Annotated in this window: 12 protein-coding genes and 1 pseudogene; 10 read left to right on the top strand and 3 right to left on the bottom strand. The window is 61.2% G+C overall.

What is annotated here, in order from left to right:
• The first annotated feature begins 32 nt into the window (after positions 1-32).
• Together OUZ52_RS04460 and OUZ52_RS04455 are read left to right on the top strand one after the other, a co-directional pair.
• Positions 33-464: a type II toxin-antitoxin system RatA family toxin gene (locus OUZ52_RS04460; protein ID WP_266157126.1), complete on the top strand. Its 432-nt coding sequence runs from the start codon at positions 33-35 to the stop codon at positions 462-464.
• Positions 465-468: 4 nt separating this feature from the next.
• On the top strand, positions 469-738 hold the full coding sequence (locus OUZ52_RS04455; protein WP_266157125.1) for an RnfH family protein: 270 nt from the start codon (positions 469-471) through the stop codon (positions 736-738).
• A gap of 41 nt (positions 739-779) precedes the next feature.
• On the opposite strand, the gene OUZ52_RS04450 is transcribed toward OUZ52_RS04455, so the two are convergent.
• On the bottom strand, positions 780-1,226 hold the full coding sequence (locus tag OUZ52_RS04450; protein WP_266157124.1) for an outer membrane protein assembly factor BamE: 447 nt from the start codon (positions 1,224-1,226) through the stop codon (positions 780-782).
• 78 nt (positions 1,227-1,304) lie between these two features.
• On the opposite strand from OUZ52_RS04450, the gene fur reads away from it, so the two are divergent.
• Positions 1,305-1,721, top strand: a complete 417-nt coding sequence (gene fur / locus OUZ52_RS04445; protein WP_266157123.1) for a ferric iron uptake transcriptional regulator — start codon at positions 1,305-1,307, stop codon at positions 1,719-1,721.
• A 379-nt stretch (positions 1,722-2,100) separates the two neighbouring features.
• Here fur and OUZ52_RS04440 read toward each other — a convergent pair whose 3' ends face one another.
• A complete protein-coding gene (locus tag OUZ52_RS04440; RefSeq protein WP_266157122.1) occupies positions 2,101-3,696 on the bottom strand; it encodes an MASE1 domain-containing sensor histidine kinase in 1,596 nt (531 codons plus the stop codon).
• A gap of 253 nt (positions 3,697-3,949) precedes the next feature.
• Between OUZ52_RS04440 and OUZ52_RS04435 the strand changes: the two genes are divergently transcribed.
• Positions 3,950-4,585, top strand: coding sequence for a response regulator transcription factor (locus tag OUZ52_RS04435; RefSeq protein ID WP_266157121.1), 636 nt, complete (start codon positions 3,950-3,952; stop codon positions 4,583-4,585).
• 55 nt (positions 4,586-4,640) lie between these two features.
• On the opposite strand, the gene recN is transcribed toward OUZ52_RS04435, so the two are convergent.
• Positions 4,641-6,317, bottom strand: coding sequence for a DNA repair protein RecN (gene recN / locus OUZ52_RS04430; protein ID WP_266157120.1), 1,677 nt, complete (start codon positions 6,315-6,317; stop codon positions 4,641-4,643).
• Positions 6,318-6,500: 183 nt separating this feature from the next.
• Here recN and OUZ52_RS04425 point away from each other — a divergent pair, with 183 nt between their 5' ends.
• The 6 genes and pseudogenes from OUZ52_RS04425 to OUZ52_RS04400 all read left to right on the top strand — a co-directional run bounded on the left by OUZ52_RS04425 (position 6,501) and on the right by OUZ52_RS04400 (position 13,880).
• Positions 6,501-7,502 carry an HrcA family transcriptional regulator gene (locus OUZ52_RS04425; RefSeq protein WP_266157119.1) on the top strand — a complete coding sequence of 334 codons (1,002 nt, stop codon included), beginning with the start codon at positions 6,501-6,503 and terminating at the stop codon, positions 7,500-7,502.
• An 81-nt stretch (positions 7,503-7,583) separates the two neighbouring features.
• Positions 7,584-8,117, top strand: coding sequence for a nucleotide exchange factor GrpE (gene grpE, locus OUZ52_RS04420; RefSeq protein WP_266157118.1), 534 nt, complete (start codon positions 7,584-7,586; stop codon positions 8,115-8,117).
• Positions 8,118-8,274: 157 nt separating this feature from the next.
• Positions 8,275-10,190 (top strand): annotated as a pseudogene (gene dnaK, locus OUZ52_RS04415) (molecular chaperone DnaK).
• A gap of 66 nt (positions 10,191-10,256) precedes the next feature.
• Complete coding sequence (locus tag OUZ52_RS04410; protein WP_266157117.1) at positions 10,257-10,835, top strand: TMEM175 family protein; 579 nt, start codon at positions 10,257-10,259, stop codon at positions 10,833-10,835.
• Positions 10,832-11,959, top strand: a complete 1,128-nt coding sequence (gene dnaJ, locus OUZ52_RS04405) for a molecular chaperone DnaJ (RefSeq protein ID WP_266157116.1) — start codon at positions 10,832-10,834, stop codon at positions 11,957-11,959. The genes OUZ52_RS04410 and dnaJ overlap by 4 nt, the downstream gene beginning before the upstream one ends.
• 85 nt (positions 11,960-12,044) lie before the next feature.
• Complete coding sequence (locus tag OUZ52_RS04400; protein ID WP_266157115.1) at positions 12,045-13,880, top strand: ATP-binding protein; 1,836 nt, start codon at positions 12,045-12,047, stop codon at positions 13,878-13,880.
• The last annotated feature ends 33 nt before the right edge of the window (positions 13,881-13,913 follow it).

Genomic DNA, 13,913 nt, shown 5'->3' with positions numbered 1-13,913 from the left:
GGCCAGATACTGAATGATTCGATGAGGCTGACGTGATCGAAATTCGCCGTAGTGCTTTGGTGAAGTATTCACCAGCGCAGATGTTCGACCTGGTCAATGAAGTCGAAGCATACCCAAAGCGCTTCCCTTGGTGTTCTGGCGCCGAAATTTTAGAGCGTGAGGGCGAGATGCTGGTTGCCCGGTTAGATCTGAAATTTGCCGGTTTCCGCCATAGCTTCACTACCCGTAATACCGCGGAGCGGCCGCGTCGCCTGCAAATGAGTCTGGTTGAGGGGCCATTCCGTAGTCTGGATGGGTTGTGGGAGTTCGCCGCGCTTGGCGATGCCGGCTGCAAAATTGCCTTCACGCTTGATTTCGATTATGCCAACCGACTTGGAGGCGCCGCTCTCAAGCTTGGCTTCCAGGGGTTGGCAAGCCGTATGGTCGACGACTTTTGCCGGGAAGCCGAGCGGGCCTATGGCTGACCGCATGACAGTAGAGGTGGTCTACGCAGCCGCCGATTATCAAATCCTGCGGCGCGTAAGCCTGCCTGTGGGCAGTACGGTGATACAAGCCATCGATGCTTCAAATATCGTTGCGGCGGTGCCGGGATTGCAAATCGATCCGACTCGACTCGGGATCTTTTCGCGCAAGGTCGCGCTCGATGACGTATTACGCGAAGGCGACCGCATCGAAATTTACCGGCCGCTTTCGCTGGATCCCAAAGAGGCGCGCCGTCGGCGCGCCCATGGGCCTTAACTTTGGGGTGTTGAGTTTGCGATCAACCCAACCCAGAGCCGTTACTTTTTGTCGCTGTCGCCGCTGTCTTTCTTTTCTTCGTCAGGGGTCTTGCTCTTGTCGCCCTGGGTTTCATCGACAGGGTAGCTGGCGTGATATTTCTTGCTGTCCTTGACTAGCTGTTGCGCGTCTTCGGCGAAGAAGTCGCCGTCGGTGCGCACCAGCGTGTCGTTATTAAAGGCCAGGCTAAGCGTACGTACCTTGATCGGGCCGCCACGATGCTGCTGGGTGGAGACGTAATCCCAGCGGTTCTGGTCGAACGGGGTGCTGACCGAGGGCGAACCGAGCAAGACAAGTACCTGGCGTTTGGTCATGCCGGGCTGCAATTGGGCCACATTTTTCTTGTCGAGCAGGTTGCCTTGTTGCACGTCGGGGGTATACACGAGGCGGCAGCTGGCAAGAGAAAGTGCCAGCATGGCGAAACCCAGCGTGCGAATCAGGTTATGCATGCGTGTTGCGTCCGGATCGTAAAGGTGTCGGATGATACACTAACGGCTTGGTAGCACCGTGTGTGCCTGGAGCTTGCTATGGAACAGGAAACTAAGGAACTGCGCAGGGCTGGACTGAAAGTCACCCACCCCCGTATGCGGATCCTTCAGATCTTCGAAGATGAGGAAGCGCATCACCTCACCGCCGAAGATATTTACAAAAAATTGCTTGCTCACCAGGAGGACATTGGCTTGGCCACTGTCTACCGTGTGCTGACCCAGTTCGAGGCGGCCGGTATCGTGGTCAAGCACAATTTCGAGGGCGGTCAGGCTGTCTACGAGCTGGATCGCGGCCAGCATCATGATCACATGATTGATGTGGACAGCGGCAAAGTGATTGAGTTCGTCAGTGAGGAGATTGAACGCCTGCAGCGAGAAATTGCGGCTCGCCATGGCTATGTGATCGAGGATCACAGCCTGGTGCTGTACGTGCGTCCGAAGCAGCGCGCCAAGTAATTCCTCGTTAAAGCACGATGGGGGCCGGTGGCTTGCGCTGCCGGCCCTTTTTGCATTTCAGGGGCGGGGCTGGCTGGCAGGGCCGGATGGGCTCAATGCCTGGACGAATTACGCCCGGGCATAAAAAAAGCCGCGGGAGGACTCCTGTCCACCCAGCGGCTGATCCGTTATCAATCGGCTCTTGGCTGTGCGAATTGCTCGCTGGCACAAGGCTTACCGTCAATACCGGCGGAACAGCTTCCTGCCGTTCTTCGTACCAACCGTCCCCACGGTTGGTACGGCACACCATCTCGCGATGGTGGCTCCCCCACATCAATGAACAAATCCTAACGAACACTTCACGAGCCCGGTATTGGAAAATTTCCTAGTTGAGGCATTCCTAGATCCGGTTTGTGACGGAAGTGGCATTGCTGCTGCGCAGCAGGATACGTAGATGTACGCCTTGCGCTTCAGGGCGAAGGCGAAATAGCCCGCCAAGCGAGGTGACGCGATCGCGCAGGCCCTGCAATCCACGCCCGTTTCGCGGCATGCGGCTGGGCAGGCCGATACCGTCATCGCGAATGTCCAATAGGGCAAGCACGCTACCTTGGCGTTCGCCGATGCGCAGGCGTAGCTGGAAACTGTGGGCTTGCGCGTGCTTGACCGCGTTCGTGGCGCTTTCTTGCACTAACCGATAGATCGCCGTGCGGGCATCTTCGTCCAGCAGGCGTGGGTCGCCGTGTAAGTCGGTGTGATAGGCAATGCCGGCGGTGCTTAGCAGGTCACGGATGGGGCCTTCGTCCAAGGCGCGTAGCAAGCCGAATTCATCCAGCACGGCGGGGCGTAAATCGTCCAGCATGCGGTGCAGGGCGCGACGCATATGCCCAAGAATGGCATTGATCGAAGTGCCGATATCCTCCATGCCGACTTGCGCCAGTCGTGATTGTGCGAGCTTGACGTGGGTCTGGATCGCGGTGAGGTTTTGGCCAAGTTCGTCATGCAGTTCAGAGGCCATGTGCCGGCGCTGATTTTCTTCGGCTTGCAGGTTGCCGCGCGCGGCGTCGCGCAGCTGGCGCGCGAGGTGATCGAGGCGCCGGTTAACCGCGGCCAGATAGACATTTTGCTCAGCCACGCGCTCGCTACTGCGGCGCAAGGCATCTGTCGCCGAGCCAAGCATCAATGCGCCGGTACCGGCAACCGCCAGAAAGAGATGGGCCGAAGCATTCGGCGGGGCATGGCCGACCCAGTGATCCACGGCCGTCATGCCCAGGCTGGATACCAGCATGGCCAGGCTGGCGCCGCGCCAGCCGTGGCGGAAGGCGAAGAACAGCACCGGTGCCAGCGACAAGACGCGCGCAAATTGTGGCTGCGGGGCGGCATGGGCGGTGAGCACCAACAAGATCGTCAGCGCCGGCAACATCACCAGCAAGCCATCCGTTATCAGGCGCATCAGGGCGCGTCGACTCAGTCGGGCGCGTGCCAGCAGAATCATCAAGGGAACAGCCAGCAGGACGCCGACATAGTTGCCCAGCAGATCTTGCCCCAGCGCCTGCACCAGCAGGTCCGAAGACGAAATGGGATGAAATGCGGCCAGTAGTGCGCCTTCGACGGCGGTACTCGCAGCCACCGTAAAGGCGGCCGATAGCAGCAATCGCGAAACATCCTCGGGATTGCGCAGGCTGGCGTGCAGGTTGGCTCGGCGCATAAGCCACAGGCTGATGGCGACGACCAGCAGCTCAGGTAGCTCGTCCCCGGCAAAATTCAGCCAGCCCATAGGCAGCTCTTTGGCCGCGATGATGGTGCCGGTGGCCGCCATCTCAGCGCCGATCAGCCAGGGCCAGTAACGAAACGGCGCTAGCAACAGGGCGCCGAAGCGCAAGCCGTAGGGCAGCATCCAATACGGTTGCTCGGTCGGCCACAGCAACAGCCAGAGCACAAAGTAGCCAATGGCGTAGAGCGGGCCAACGCTGAGGGACGAAGCGGGTTTCGAGGTCATGCGGGAGATTAAAGCCTGTTCAGGATCTCTGAGTAGCCCTTGCGCACCGGGCTGAGGTGCGCAAGGGCAGTGTAGGTCGATACTTGGTCAAGTAAGGGGAGGATGTTTTCGGCTCGAAAGAGGCCGCTCAGAGTGCTCGCTTCCGGCACGGTTTTACGATGTTCGTGGATTGCCACGTGGCAAGCGAGATGCATTTCACCGCAACATCACAAAGTCGATGTGTTGATGCGCTCGCCTGCTATACAGTGCGGCTATGTACAGCATCGTTTTGGTCGACGACCATGCCATTGTCCGCGAAGGCTTCAAACGGCTCATTGAAATGGAGCCGGATCTTGAGGTGGTCGCCGAATGCCGCAGTGCGGATGACGCCGTGGAGGCGGTCGGCCTGCGCCGACCCGACCTCGTCGCCTTGGATTTGTCGTTGCCGGATGGAAGCGGCCTGCCGCTGATCGAGCATTTGTTGAGCGTGGCCGCGGATACCCGCATCGTGGTGCTCAGCATGCACGACGGCGAGCCCTACGTATCCGAGGCGCTGCGCCGTGGCGCCAGTGGCTATGTCACCAAGGGGGTGGCGCCGGAGGAGCTGGTGGCCGGATTACGCGCGGTGATGCTGGGTGAGTGTTTCTTGAGCTCGGACCTGCGCCAGCGCCGTGCGGAACGACCGAGTGAGGCGCTCGACCCGATCAGCCGGCTTACGGTGCGCGAGCGCGAGGTTTTCCTGTTGTTGGCGGCGGGGCGTGCGCCCAAGCAGGCGGCGGCCGAGTTGGGTATCGGCCAGAAAACCATCTACATCCACCGCGCCAGCCTGATGGGCAAGCTGGGGGCTGGCTCGGAACTGGATCTGTATCGCATGGCCAGCGATCGAGGCTTGTTGCCGCCACGGGGGTGATGGCGCCGGCAAAGGGGCTGCCTTGTGCAAGGCGGCCTTGAGGGTTCTCGGTGGTTTAGGCCGCGGTTTGCGCGCGCTCCAGCATTTGCTTTGCATGGGCGCGGGTTTCACGGGTGATTTCCACGCCACCGAGCATGCGGGCCAGTTCATCGCGGCGTCCGCTGGCGTCGAGCTTGCTGATCTGGGTGTGCGTGCTGGAGCCATCGCTATGCTTGGCCACCCTTAGATGCGCGTGCCCCTGGGCTGCCACCTGCGGCAAATGGGTAACGCATAGCACCTGGCGTTGCGCGCCGAGCGCGCGAAGTTTCTGCCCAACCACCTCGGCGACCGCGCCGCCAATACCCGTGTCGACCTCATCGAAGACCATGCTGCCGACGGTGTCTTTGCCCAGAGTTGCCACCTCGATCGCCAGGCTGATACGCGCCAGCTCGCCGCCCGAGGCGACTTTGCGCAGCGGTCGTAGCGGCTGGCCTGGATTGGCGCTGACCAACAGCTCGCAGCGTTCGCGGCCCTGGCTATCGGGCTCGCTGCCGTTGGTCGGTTCCAGCTCGACCATCAAGCGGCCGCCGGTCATGCCCAGCTCACTCATCAACACACTGGCTTCTTCACCAAGCTTTTGCGCAGCGGCGGTGCGAGCGTGGCTTAGCTCGCTGGCGACCTGATCGTAGGTTTGCTGCAAGTGCAAGCGCTGTTTGGCCAACTGCTCCAGGGCGTCCCCGGCACCCTCCAGCTCGGTCAATTCGGCGCTCAGGGCGCTCGCCTTATCGTGAAGTTCCGCCACTGGCAGGCGGTGGCGGCGGGAAAGTTCGTGTAGCCGGGTGAGGTGCGTATCGACCTGGGCGTAGCGATCCGGATCGAGATCGACATCCTGGGCGTAGTGGCCCAAGCCGTCCGCCGCCTCTCCCAGTTGGATGGCAGCGTTGTCCAGCAACTCCAGCAATGGGGCGAGTTTGTCGTCCATCACGGCAAGCTTGCCCAGCTCAGTGTGAGCCCGTCCCAGCGCGCGGCGCAGGGCGAATTCGCCATCGCCGTCGAGCAATTCGGCGACGCCAGCGGCGCCTTCGGCGAGCCGGTCGGCGTTGGACAGGCGTTTATGGCTGGCTTCCAGCTCGGCCAGTTCGGCCGTGGGAAGCGCCCATTTTTCCAGTTCGGCCAGCTCATGACGCAGCAGCTCGATACGTTGCTCGCGATCCTCGCCGCCGCTCAGCTTGCGGATGCGTGTGCCGATATCACGCCATTGCTGTGCGCTATCGCGCAGCTGCGCCAGTAGTTCGTCATGTCCGGCGTAGGCGTCGAGCAAGGCCAATTGATGCGACCGTGCCAGCAGTGCCTGGTGTTCGTGCTGTCCGTGAATCTCGACCAGCAGGGCGGCTACTTCGCCGAGTTGGCTGGCGTTGGCCGGGCGGCCGTTGATCCAGGCACGCGAGCTGCCTTCGGCGCGAATCACCCGGCGCAGCTGGCAGGAATCGCCTTCGTCCAGTTCTTCCTGCTTCAGCCACGCACGGGCCTCGGGCAGGTCGCTCAGGTCGAACTCCGCGGCCAGCTCGGCGCGGTCGCTGCCGGCGCGAACCATGCCGCTATCGGCACGGGCGCCGGCGAGTAACAGCAGCGCGTCGACCAGCAGCGACTTGCCGGCACCGGTTTCGCCACTGACCACGGTCAGCCCAGGGCCGAAGGTGATCTCGGCTTCTTCGACAACGGCAAAATGACGTACGTAGAGCGAGGTAAGCATAGGCAGCGGCGGTGTGAAGTCGGGGGATTGTAAGGGTAGGGATGGGTTGTAGGAGCCCACCGGGTGGGCGAAAAGCCAACTAAGCTATGTTTTCATGGCGGCAACCCGGCAATGGCGGTGGATTTCTTGCAAACTGCCGGCGCAGACCTTATTTCAATGCAGTCTCACGGATTGCCACAGCGCATGCCCCAACTACTTGGCCTCGACCTAGATATCCGCGCGCGACGTTTGTTGCGCACGCTGATTGCGCAGTACCTGGCTGATGGCGAGCCGGTAGGCTCGCGCACGCTGTCGCGCTCGTCAGGTCTGGATGTGAGCCCAGCGACGATTCGCAACATCATGGCCGACCTGGAGGATGCCGGCCTGGTCGCCTCGCCGCATACCTCGGCCGGGCGCGTGCCCACGCCGCGCGGCCTGCGCCTGTTCGTCGACAGCTTGCTCGAATTGCAGCCACTGGCGCTGGACGATATGGCGCGGCTGCGGCGCGAGCTGCCGCCTGGACCGACCACCACGCTGGACCTGCTTGGCAATGTCTCCACCCTGCTTTCGGCGATGACCCGCTTTGCCGGCGTGGTCACGGTGCCGCGGCAGGTCGACTTTCCGTTGCGGCATATCGATTTCGTCTCGCTGCCGGACGCCCGGGTGCTGGTCATCCTGGTGTTCTCCGACAATCAGGTACAAAACCGGATCGTGCAGCTGGCCAAGTCGGTCGAGGCGCATGAGCTGGAGCATTTGCTGCGTGAGTTGCGCGAGGCAAGCAGCGAGCTGAATCAGCTGTTGTCAAGCACTGTCGAGCTAGCTGCGGCCTCATTTGCCCCGCAAGCGGGCGGCGACGATGTGCTGGTCAGCGGCCAGACCAACCTGATGGCTTACGCAGAATTAGCTAATCTAGAGCGTTTGCGGGAGCTGTTTGAGGCGTTCCAGAAAAAAAACGAGTTATTGCAGTTGATGGAGGTGTGCGCCAAAGCCCCGGGCGTACGGCTGTTTATCGGCGAGGAATCGGGCTTCACCGCGCTGGATGGTTGCAGCGTAGTCACCGCCAGCTATGGTGCGCAGGGCCGGGTTTTGGGTGCCGTGGGCGTTATCGGTCCCACCCGCATGGCCTACGAACGGGTGATTCCCGTGGTGCAGGCAACGGCGGGTTTACTTAGCGATGCCTTGAATCGGGCTGCGACGGCCTTATAAACCGCTGCGGGAGGCGGGGTTCCCCGCGATGTTGGACGGTCGGCACTTGATGCCGGCCTTGGATATGGCTTGGAGTTTTTCATGCAGAACAATGATTCGCAGGCACCCAGCGGGGCGCCGGATGCCAACCCGCCGAACGAGCAAGGCGCTGAGCTGGAGACGCTTAAGGCGCGGGTGGCCGAGCTGGAGGCTAGCAATACCGAGCTGCGCGATACCGTGCTGCGCGAAAAGGCCGAGCTGGAAAACCAGCGCCGCCGTTTGCAGCGGGACCTGGAGCAGGCTCGCCGCTTTGCCAACGAGAAACTGCTGAACGAGCTGCTGCCGATCTATGACGGCCTGGAGCGCGGGCTTGCAGTGGAGGGTGGCGATATCGCCACGGTACGCGAAGGCATCAACCTCACCTTGAAGGAGTTGCTGCGTATCGCCCAGAACAACGGTCTGGCCCAGGTCGATCCGATGGATCAGCCACTGGACCCTGACCGTCATCATGCGGTGAGCATGGTCGAGGCGCCAGGCAAGGCGCCGGGCACGGTGGTCAGCGTGCTGCAGAAGGGTTATGTGCTGAACGACCGTCTATTGCGTCCGGCGCTGGTCGCCGTCGCCAAAGACGATTGAGCGCACATCGTTGGCTGGCGGCGACCTGAACAAGGCGCCTGATCCAGCCGGCACAAAGAGCATCGGAGGCCTTGCCAGCATTGAATCGCCAGGCACGGGCCCCATCTGAAAATTCATCGCGGCCGCGGGGGCCGCACCAAGCATTCGGAGCATATACATGGGCAAGATCATCGGCATCGATTTGGGTACAACCAACTCTTGTGTCGCCGTCATGGACGGTACCAGCGTCAAGATCATCGAGAACGCAGAAGGCGATCGCACCACGCCATCCATCGTGGCATTCAGCAAGGACAACGACGTTCTGGTGGGCGCGCCGGCCAAGCGTCAGAGCGTGACCAATCCGAAAAATACCTTCTACGCGGTGAAGCGCCTGATCGGCCGCAAATTCGCCGATGCCGAAGTGCAGAAAGACCTGCACATCGTGCCCTACGGCATCAGTGCGCATGAAAATGGCGACGCCTGGGTCGAGACCTCCGACGGCAAGAAAATGGCGCCGCAGGAAATCTCCGCCAAAGTGCTGATGAAGATGAAGAAGACCGCCGAGGATTACCTGGGCGAGCCGGTCACCGAGGCGGTGATCACCGTGCCGGCTTACTTCAACGACAGCCAGCGCCAAGCCACCAAAGATGCCGGCCGCATTGCCGGTCTCGCATTATCAACGAACCGACCGCGGCTGCGCTGGCTTACGGTATGGACAAGAAAGGCGGTGACCGCAAGATCGCCGTTTACGATCTCGGCGGCGGCACCTTCGACGTGTCGATCATCGAAATCGCCGAAGTCGACGGCGAGAAGCAGTTCGAAGTGCTGGCGACCAATGGCGACACCTTCCTGGGTGGCGAAGACTTCGACATGCGCGTCATCGACTATCTGGTCGAAGAATTCCAGAAGGACCAGGGCATCGACCTGCGCAAAGATCCGTTGGCCTTGCAGCGTCTGAAGGACGCGGCAGAGCGTGCCAAGATCGAGCTGTCGTCGGCGCACCAGACCGAAGTGAATCTGCCCTACGTCACCGCCGATGCCTCCGGTCCGAAGCATCTGAACATCAAGCTGACCCGGGCCAAGCTCGAAGCGCTGGTGGAAGACCTGGTCAAGCGCACCATCGAGCCGTGCCGCACGGCACTTAACGATGCCGGGCTGCGTGTGTCCGACATCAACGAAGTGATCCTGGTCGGCGGCCAGACCCGCATGCCCAAGGTGCAGGAAGCGGTCAAGGATTTCTTCGGCAAAGAACCGCGCAAAGACGTCAATCCGGATGAGGCCGTTGCGGCAGGTGCGGCCATCCAGGGCGGCGTGCTCGGTGGTTCGGTGAAAGACGTGCTGCTGCTCGACGTCACCCCGCTGTCGCTGGGTATCGAGACCATGGGCGGCGTGATGACCAAGTTGATCGAGAAGAACACCACGGTGCCGACCAAGGCAGCGCAGACCTTCTCCACCGCCGATGACAACCAGACCGCCGTGACCGTGCACGTGTTGCAGGGCGAGCGCGAGCGCGCCAGCGCCAACAAGTCGCTGGGCAAGTTCGACCTGTCCGGCATCGAGCCGGCACCGCGTGGCATGCCGCAGGTCGAGGTCACCTTCGACATCGACGCCAACGGCATCCTGCACGTGTCGGCCAAAGACAAGAAAACCGGCAAAGAGCAGAAGATCGAAATCAAGGCCGGCTCGGGCTTGTCCGAGGACGAGATCGCACGGATGGTTGCCGACGCCGAAGCGAACAAAGAAGAAGACAAGAAATTCCACGAGCTGGTAGGCGTGCGCAATAAGGCGGATCAGCTGGTACATGCCACCCGTAGCGCGTTGAAAGAGCATGGCGGCAAAGTACCGGCCGAGCAGCTCAGCACCATCGAGGGTGCTTTGGCCGATCTGGAGAAGGTCAAGGACAGCGACGACAAAGCGGCCATCGAGTCGAAGGTCGAGAAGCTGGAGCAGGCGGCGCAGTCGCTGTATGCCGCGGCTCAGTCCGGTGGTCAGGCTGATCCGGGTGCACAGCCGGGTCCGCTTGGTTCGGCTCAGCCGGACGATGTGGTCGACGCTGAATTCACCGAAGTGAAAAACGACGGTAAATCGTCTTAAGCTCGCGTCCATACGTACGAGCGCCCTGGTCGGGCGCTCGTCGTTTCTGGGGAGGGGTGATCGACGATGGAAAAGGGACGGCTAGAAGCCTTCAGTGATGGTGTGTTGGCGATCATCATCACGATCATGGTGCTTGAGCTGCATGTGCCCCACGGTGATCACTGGGAAGCGCTCAAGCCGTTGTGGCCGGTGTTTCTTAGTTACGTGATGAGTTTCATCTACGTGGGCATTTACTGGAACAACCATCATCATTTCCTGAGAATGGCGGAAGTCGTCAGTGGACGGGTGTTGTGGGCCAACCTGCATTTGCTGTTCTGGTTGTCGCTGATGCCTGCTGCCACCGGCTGGATGGGCGAAAACCATTTCGCCACCTTGCCGGTAGCGGTCTATGGCGTGGTGCTGCTCATGTGTGCTCTGGCCTGGTTGCCTCTGCAGTATTCGTTGATTGCCGCCAATGGCGGTAAGACGTCCGAGCTGGCGCAGGCCTTGGGTTCCGATGGGAAGGGCAAGGTAGCGTCGGTCGTGTATTTGATGGGTATCTTGCTGGCGTTTGTGGCGCCCTGGATATCTTGTGCACTTTACGCCACGGTGGCTGCGATGTGGTTTATCCCAGATCGGCGCATCGAATCGCGGATTATGAAATGAGCAAGCGTGATTATTACGAAGTCCTCAGCGTCGAACGCACGGTGACTGAGGTCGAGTTAAAGAAGTCTTTTCGCCGTTTGGCGATGAAGTACCACCCTGACCGTTGCCCGGACGATCCGGCGGCGCAGGACAAATTCAAAGAGGCCAAAGAGGCCTACGAAGTGCTGGCCGATCCGCAGAAGCGCGCGATGTACGACCAGCACGGCCATGCTGCCTTCGACGGTGGCATGGGCGGTCGCGGCGGTGGCGCCGGGTTCGGCGACATGGGCGACATCTTCGGCGATATTTTCGGCGATATTTTTGGCATGGGCGGTGGCGGCGGACGTCAGCGCCGCGGTGCCGACCTGCGCTACATGATGGAGCTCGATCTGGAGGAGGCCGTCTTCGGCGTCGAAAAGAAGATCGATGTGCCAACCCAGGTCAATTGCCATCATTGCAATGGCAGTGGCTCGGAGGACGGCAAGGTCGTGCAGTGCAAGACCTGCCAGGGGCATGGTCGCGTGCGCATGCAGAATGGCATCTTTTCGATCCAGCAGGCCTGCCCGCATTGCGGTGGCAACGGTCAAGTAATCGAAAAGCCGTGTCGCCAGTGCCGCGGCGAAGGTCGTCTGGAAGAAACCCGTTCGCTGTCGGTGCGTATTCCGGCCGGTGTCGATAATGGCGATCGGATCCGGCTTACCGGGCAGGGCGAGGCAGGTCCGGGCGGTGCGCCGGCCGGCGATCTGTACGTCGAAATGCGCGTGCGCGAGCACAAGATTTTCCAGCGCGAAGGCAACGATTTGTATTGCGAAGTGCCGATTCGCTTCTCGCAGGCGGCGCTCGGTGTCGAACTCCCGGTGCCGACCCTGGAAGGCGAAGTGCCGATCAACATCCCGGCCGAGACTCAAACCGGCCAACAGTTTCGCTTGCGCGGGCGCGGTGTGAAGTCGGTACGCAATGGCCGCTCGGGCGATTTGATCTGTCGCGTGGTGGTGGAAACCCCAGTGCGCTTGACCAAGCAGCAACGGGATTTGCTCGAGCAACTGGAGGCCACGTTCGACAATGGTGCGGCCGACAAACACATGCCGCGTGCCAAGACTTGGGTCGATGGCGTCAAGCAGTTCTGGTCGCGAGTCACTTCGTAAACGGTAAACGCTTTGTAGCGCACTTCCTTTAAGTTGCCATCGCGTTTACATTTCGGCGTTTATTGCACCAGCTCAAGGGATCACCATGGACGATACTCCCGCCCAACTGCGCACCGCAGGGGTTGACCTCAGCGGCTTGATGACGGTGCTGAGTCAGCACCTTTATTCAACGCCGCTAGTGGCTTTGCGCGAGCTAGTGCAAAACGCACATGACTCACTGGTGCGGCGCCGGGTGGAAAACCCGGCCGAACCCGGCGTGCCGCGCATTACTGTCAGCGGTGATATCGCGGCACGCACGATACGTATTACCGATACGGGGTCGGGCCTTACCGAGGCAGAGATCCACCAATATCTGGCTACCGTCGGCACCGGCTATACGCGCAGCCTGCGGCAGAACAAAGATTCGGCAGACGAGCTGATCGGCATGTTCGGCCTGGGTTTTCTATCGGCCTTCGTGCTGGCCGAGCGGGTCACGGTGACCACCACCTCGTTCCAACAGCCCGACCGCGGCTGGCGTTATCAATCCAGCAATGGCGAGCAATACAGCTTGCATGCCGTACCCGCCGGTGAGGTCGGTACGGTAGTCGAGCTGGAACTGCGCGCGGAATATGCGAGGCTGGCGGGTGAGGCTTATCTCGCTGATGTGCTTGGCCGCTACTGTGCCTTGCTGCGCGCACCCATCCATATTGGTAACGCCGCCACGCCGCTGAATCTGGAGGCGCCGCCCTGGCGTGATGAAGACACCTCGGTGACCGAGCATCCGGTGCAGGCGCGCAAGCGCAATCTTCGTTTTGCCAGTCGTTTTGAGCGCGACTTCGAGCCAATTTGCACGCTGCCGATTCGCAGCGAGGACGATGCTCCTCTGCGCGGCATGCTGTGGGTGCAGGACGGCGGCACCTACGGCAATAACGACAATCGCAATCTCTCCGTCTTCGTGCGCGGCATGTTGCTCGATGACGATGCACGCGACCTGCTGCCGAGCTGGGCGGGTTTCGTCGGAGGCGTGGTTGAGTCTAATCAGCTGATGCCCACCGCAAGCCGCGAAGACCTGCAACGCAATGACGCCTATCGGGCCGCGCAGCAGGCGATCAGCGAGGCTTTGATCACTGGCCTTGCCGATATCGCGCGCAGCCAGCCGGAAACCTGGCGGCGCATTATCAAACGTCATAACGAGGCACTGCTTGGCGCGGCGTTGTGCGATTCGCGCTTGTTCGAGCTACTGGCGAACGAGGTGCGAGTACCTACCTCGCAAGGCGATTTGCGCGTGGCGGCCTTGCGCAGCGATGGCGCCATTCACGTAGGCCTGAGCACCGGCGGTTTTGAAGACATGCTGTTTCGCATGCTTGGTGTGCCGGTGGCTCGTGGCGACCGCTATGCGGTGTTGCCGTTTTTGCGGCAATGGGCGCAGCGTCATGGCGGGCGCCTGGTCGAGATCGGCACCGAGCAGGGCAATCGCCATATGTTTACCGAGCAAGATCTGGCCCCAGCCGATCTGCAGTGGTTGACGACGGCGCTGGCCGATGGCGAAAAGGTCGTGCCTGCACGTTTTGCACCGGCCGAATTGCCGCTGATGGTGGTACCCGACCGCGAAGCCGAGCTTAAGCGCCTGTTGGAAAGCGACGAGGCCGACAAGCGGATTTCGCTGACCGCCCTGCGCCTGGTGCGCGGTTTTACCGCGGGCATCGATGGCTCGGCGGTAGCGCGGTTGTACATCAATCTGGATAACCCGGCGATTCAGGCTTTGCTTGAAGTGGCCCGCGACAACCCGGCACAAGCCACTTCTGCGGCGCAGCTGCTCAAGGCGGTCAAGCAATTGCTTGAGGGGCGTAACGACAACGAGGGCCCGGGCGCGGGTCTCAACGGCGCGCTCAAAGTCATCGGTCACAGTGCTTTGTTATTGCTTCAAACATCCCAGCATTAACCGCCGCGCGTGACCCGGCTATTTATTGAATTC

Source organism: Dyella silvatica, from assembly GCF_026283955.1.
Lineage (GTDB): Bacteria > Pseudomonadota > Gammaproteobacteria > Xanthomonadales > Rhodanobacteraceae > Dyella_C > Dyella_C silvatica.
The sequence above is the reverse complement of the archived record's forward strand: the minus strand, read 5'-3'. Positions and strand labels throughout refer to the sequence as shown.

What these genes read in the sequence shown, in the direction of transcription:
- OUZ52_RS04455 (WP_266157125.1), top strand. Translation starts at nt 469, where the DNA reads ATGACAGTAGAGGTGGTCTACGCAGCCGCCGATTATCAAATCCTGCGG.
- OUZ52_RS04450 (WP_266157124.1), bottom strand. Translation starts at nt 1,226, where the DNA reads ATGCATAACCTGATTCGCACGCTGGGTTTCGCCATGCTGGCACTTTCT.
- fur (WP_266157123.1), top strand. Translation starts at nt 1,305, where the DNA reads ATGGAACAGGAAACTAAGGAACTGCGCAGGGCTGGACTGAAAGTCACC.
- OUZ52_RS04440 (WP_266157122.1), bottom strand. Translation starts at nt 3,696, where the DNA reads ATGACCTCGAAACCCGCTTCGTCCCTCAGCGTTGGCCCGCTCTACGCC.
- OUZ52_RS04435 (WP_266157121.1), top strand. Translation starts at nt 3,950, where the DNA reads ATGTACAGCATCGTTTTGGTCGACGACCATGCCATTGTCCGCGAAGGC.
- recN (WP_266157120.1), bottom strand. Translation starts at nt 6,317, where the DNA reads ATGCTTACCTCGCTCTACGTACGTCATTTTGCCGTTGTCGAAGAAGCC.
- OUZ52_RS04425 (WP_266157119.1), top strand. Translation starts at nt 6,501, where the DNA reads ATGCCCCAACTACTTGGCCTCGACCTAGATATCCGCGCGCGACGTTTG.
- grpE (WP_266157118.1), top strand. Translation starts at nt 7,584, where the DNA reads ATGCAGAACAATGATTCGCAGGCACCCAGCGGGGCGCCGGATGCCAAC.
- OUZ52_RS04410 (WP_266157117.1), top strand. Translation starts at nt 10,257, where the DNA reads ATGGAAAAGGGACGGCTAGAAGCCTTCAGTGATGGTGTGTTGGCGATC.
- dnaJ (WP_266157116.1), top strand. Translation starts at nt 10,832, where the DNA reads ATGAGCAAGCGTGATTATTACGAAGTCCTCAGCGTCGAACGCACGGTG.
- OUZ52_RS04400 (WP_266157115.1), top strand. Translation starts at nt 12,045, where the DNA reads ATGGACGATACTCCCGCCCAACTGCGCACCGCAGGGGTTGACCTCAGC.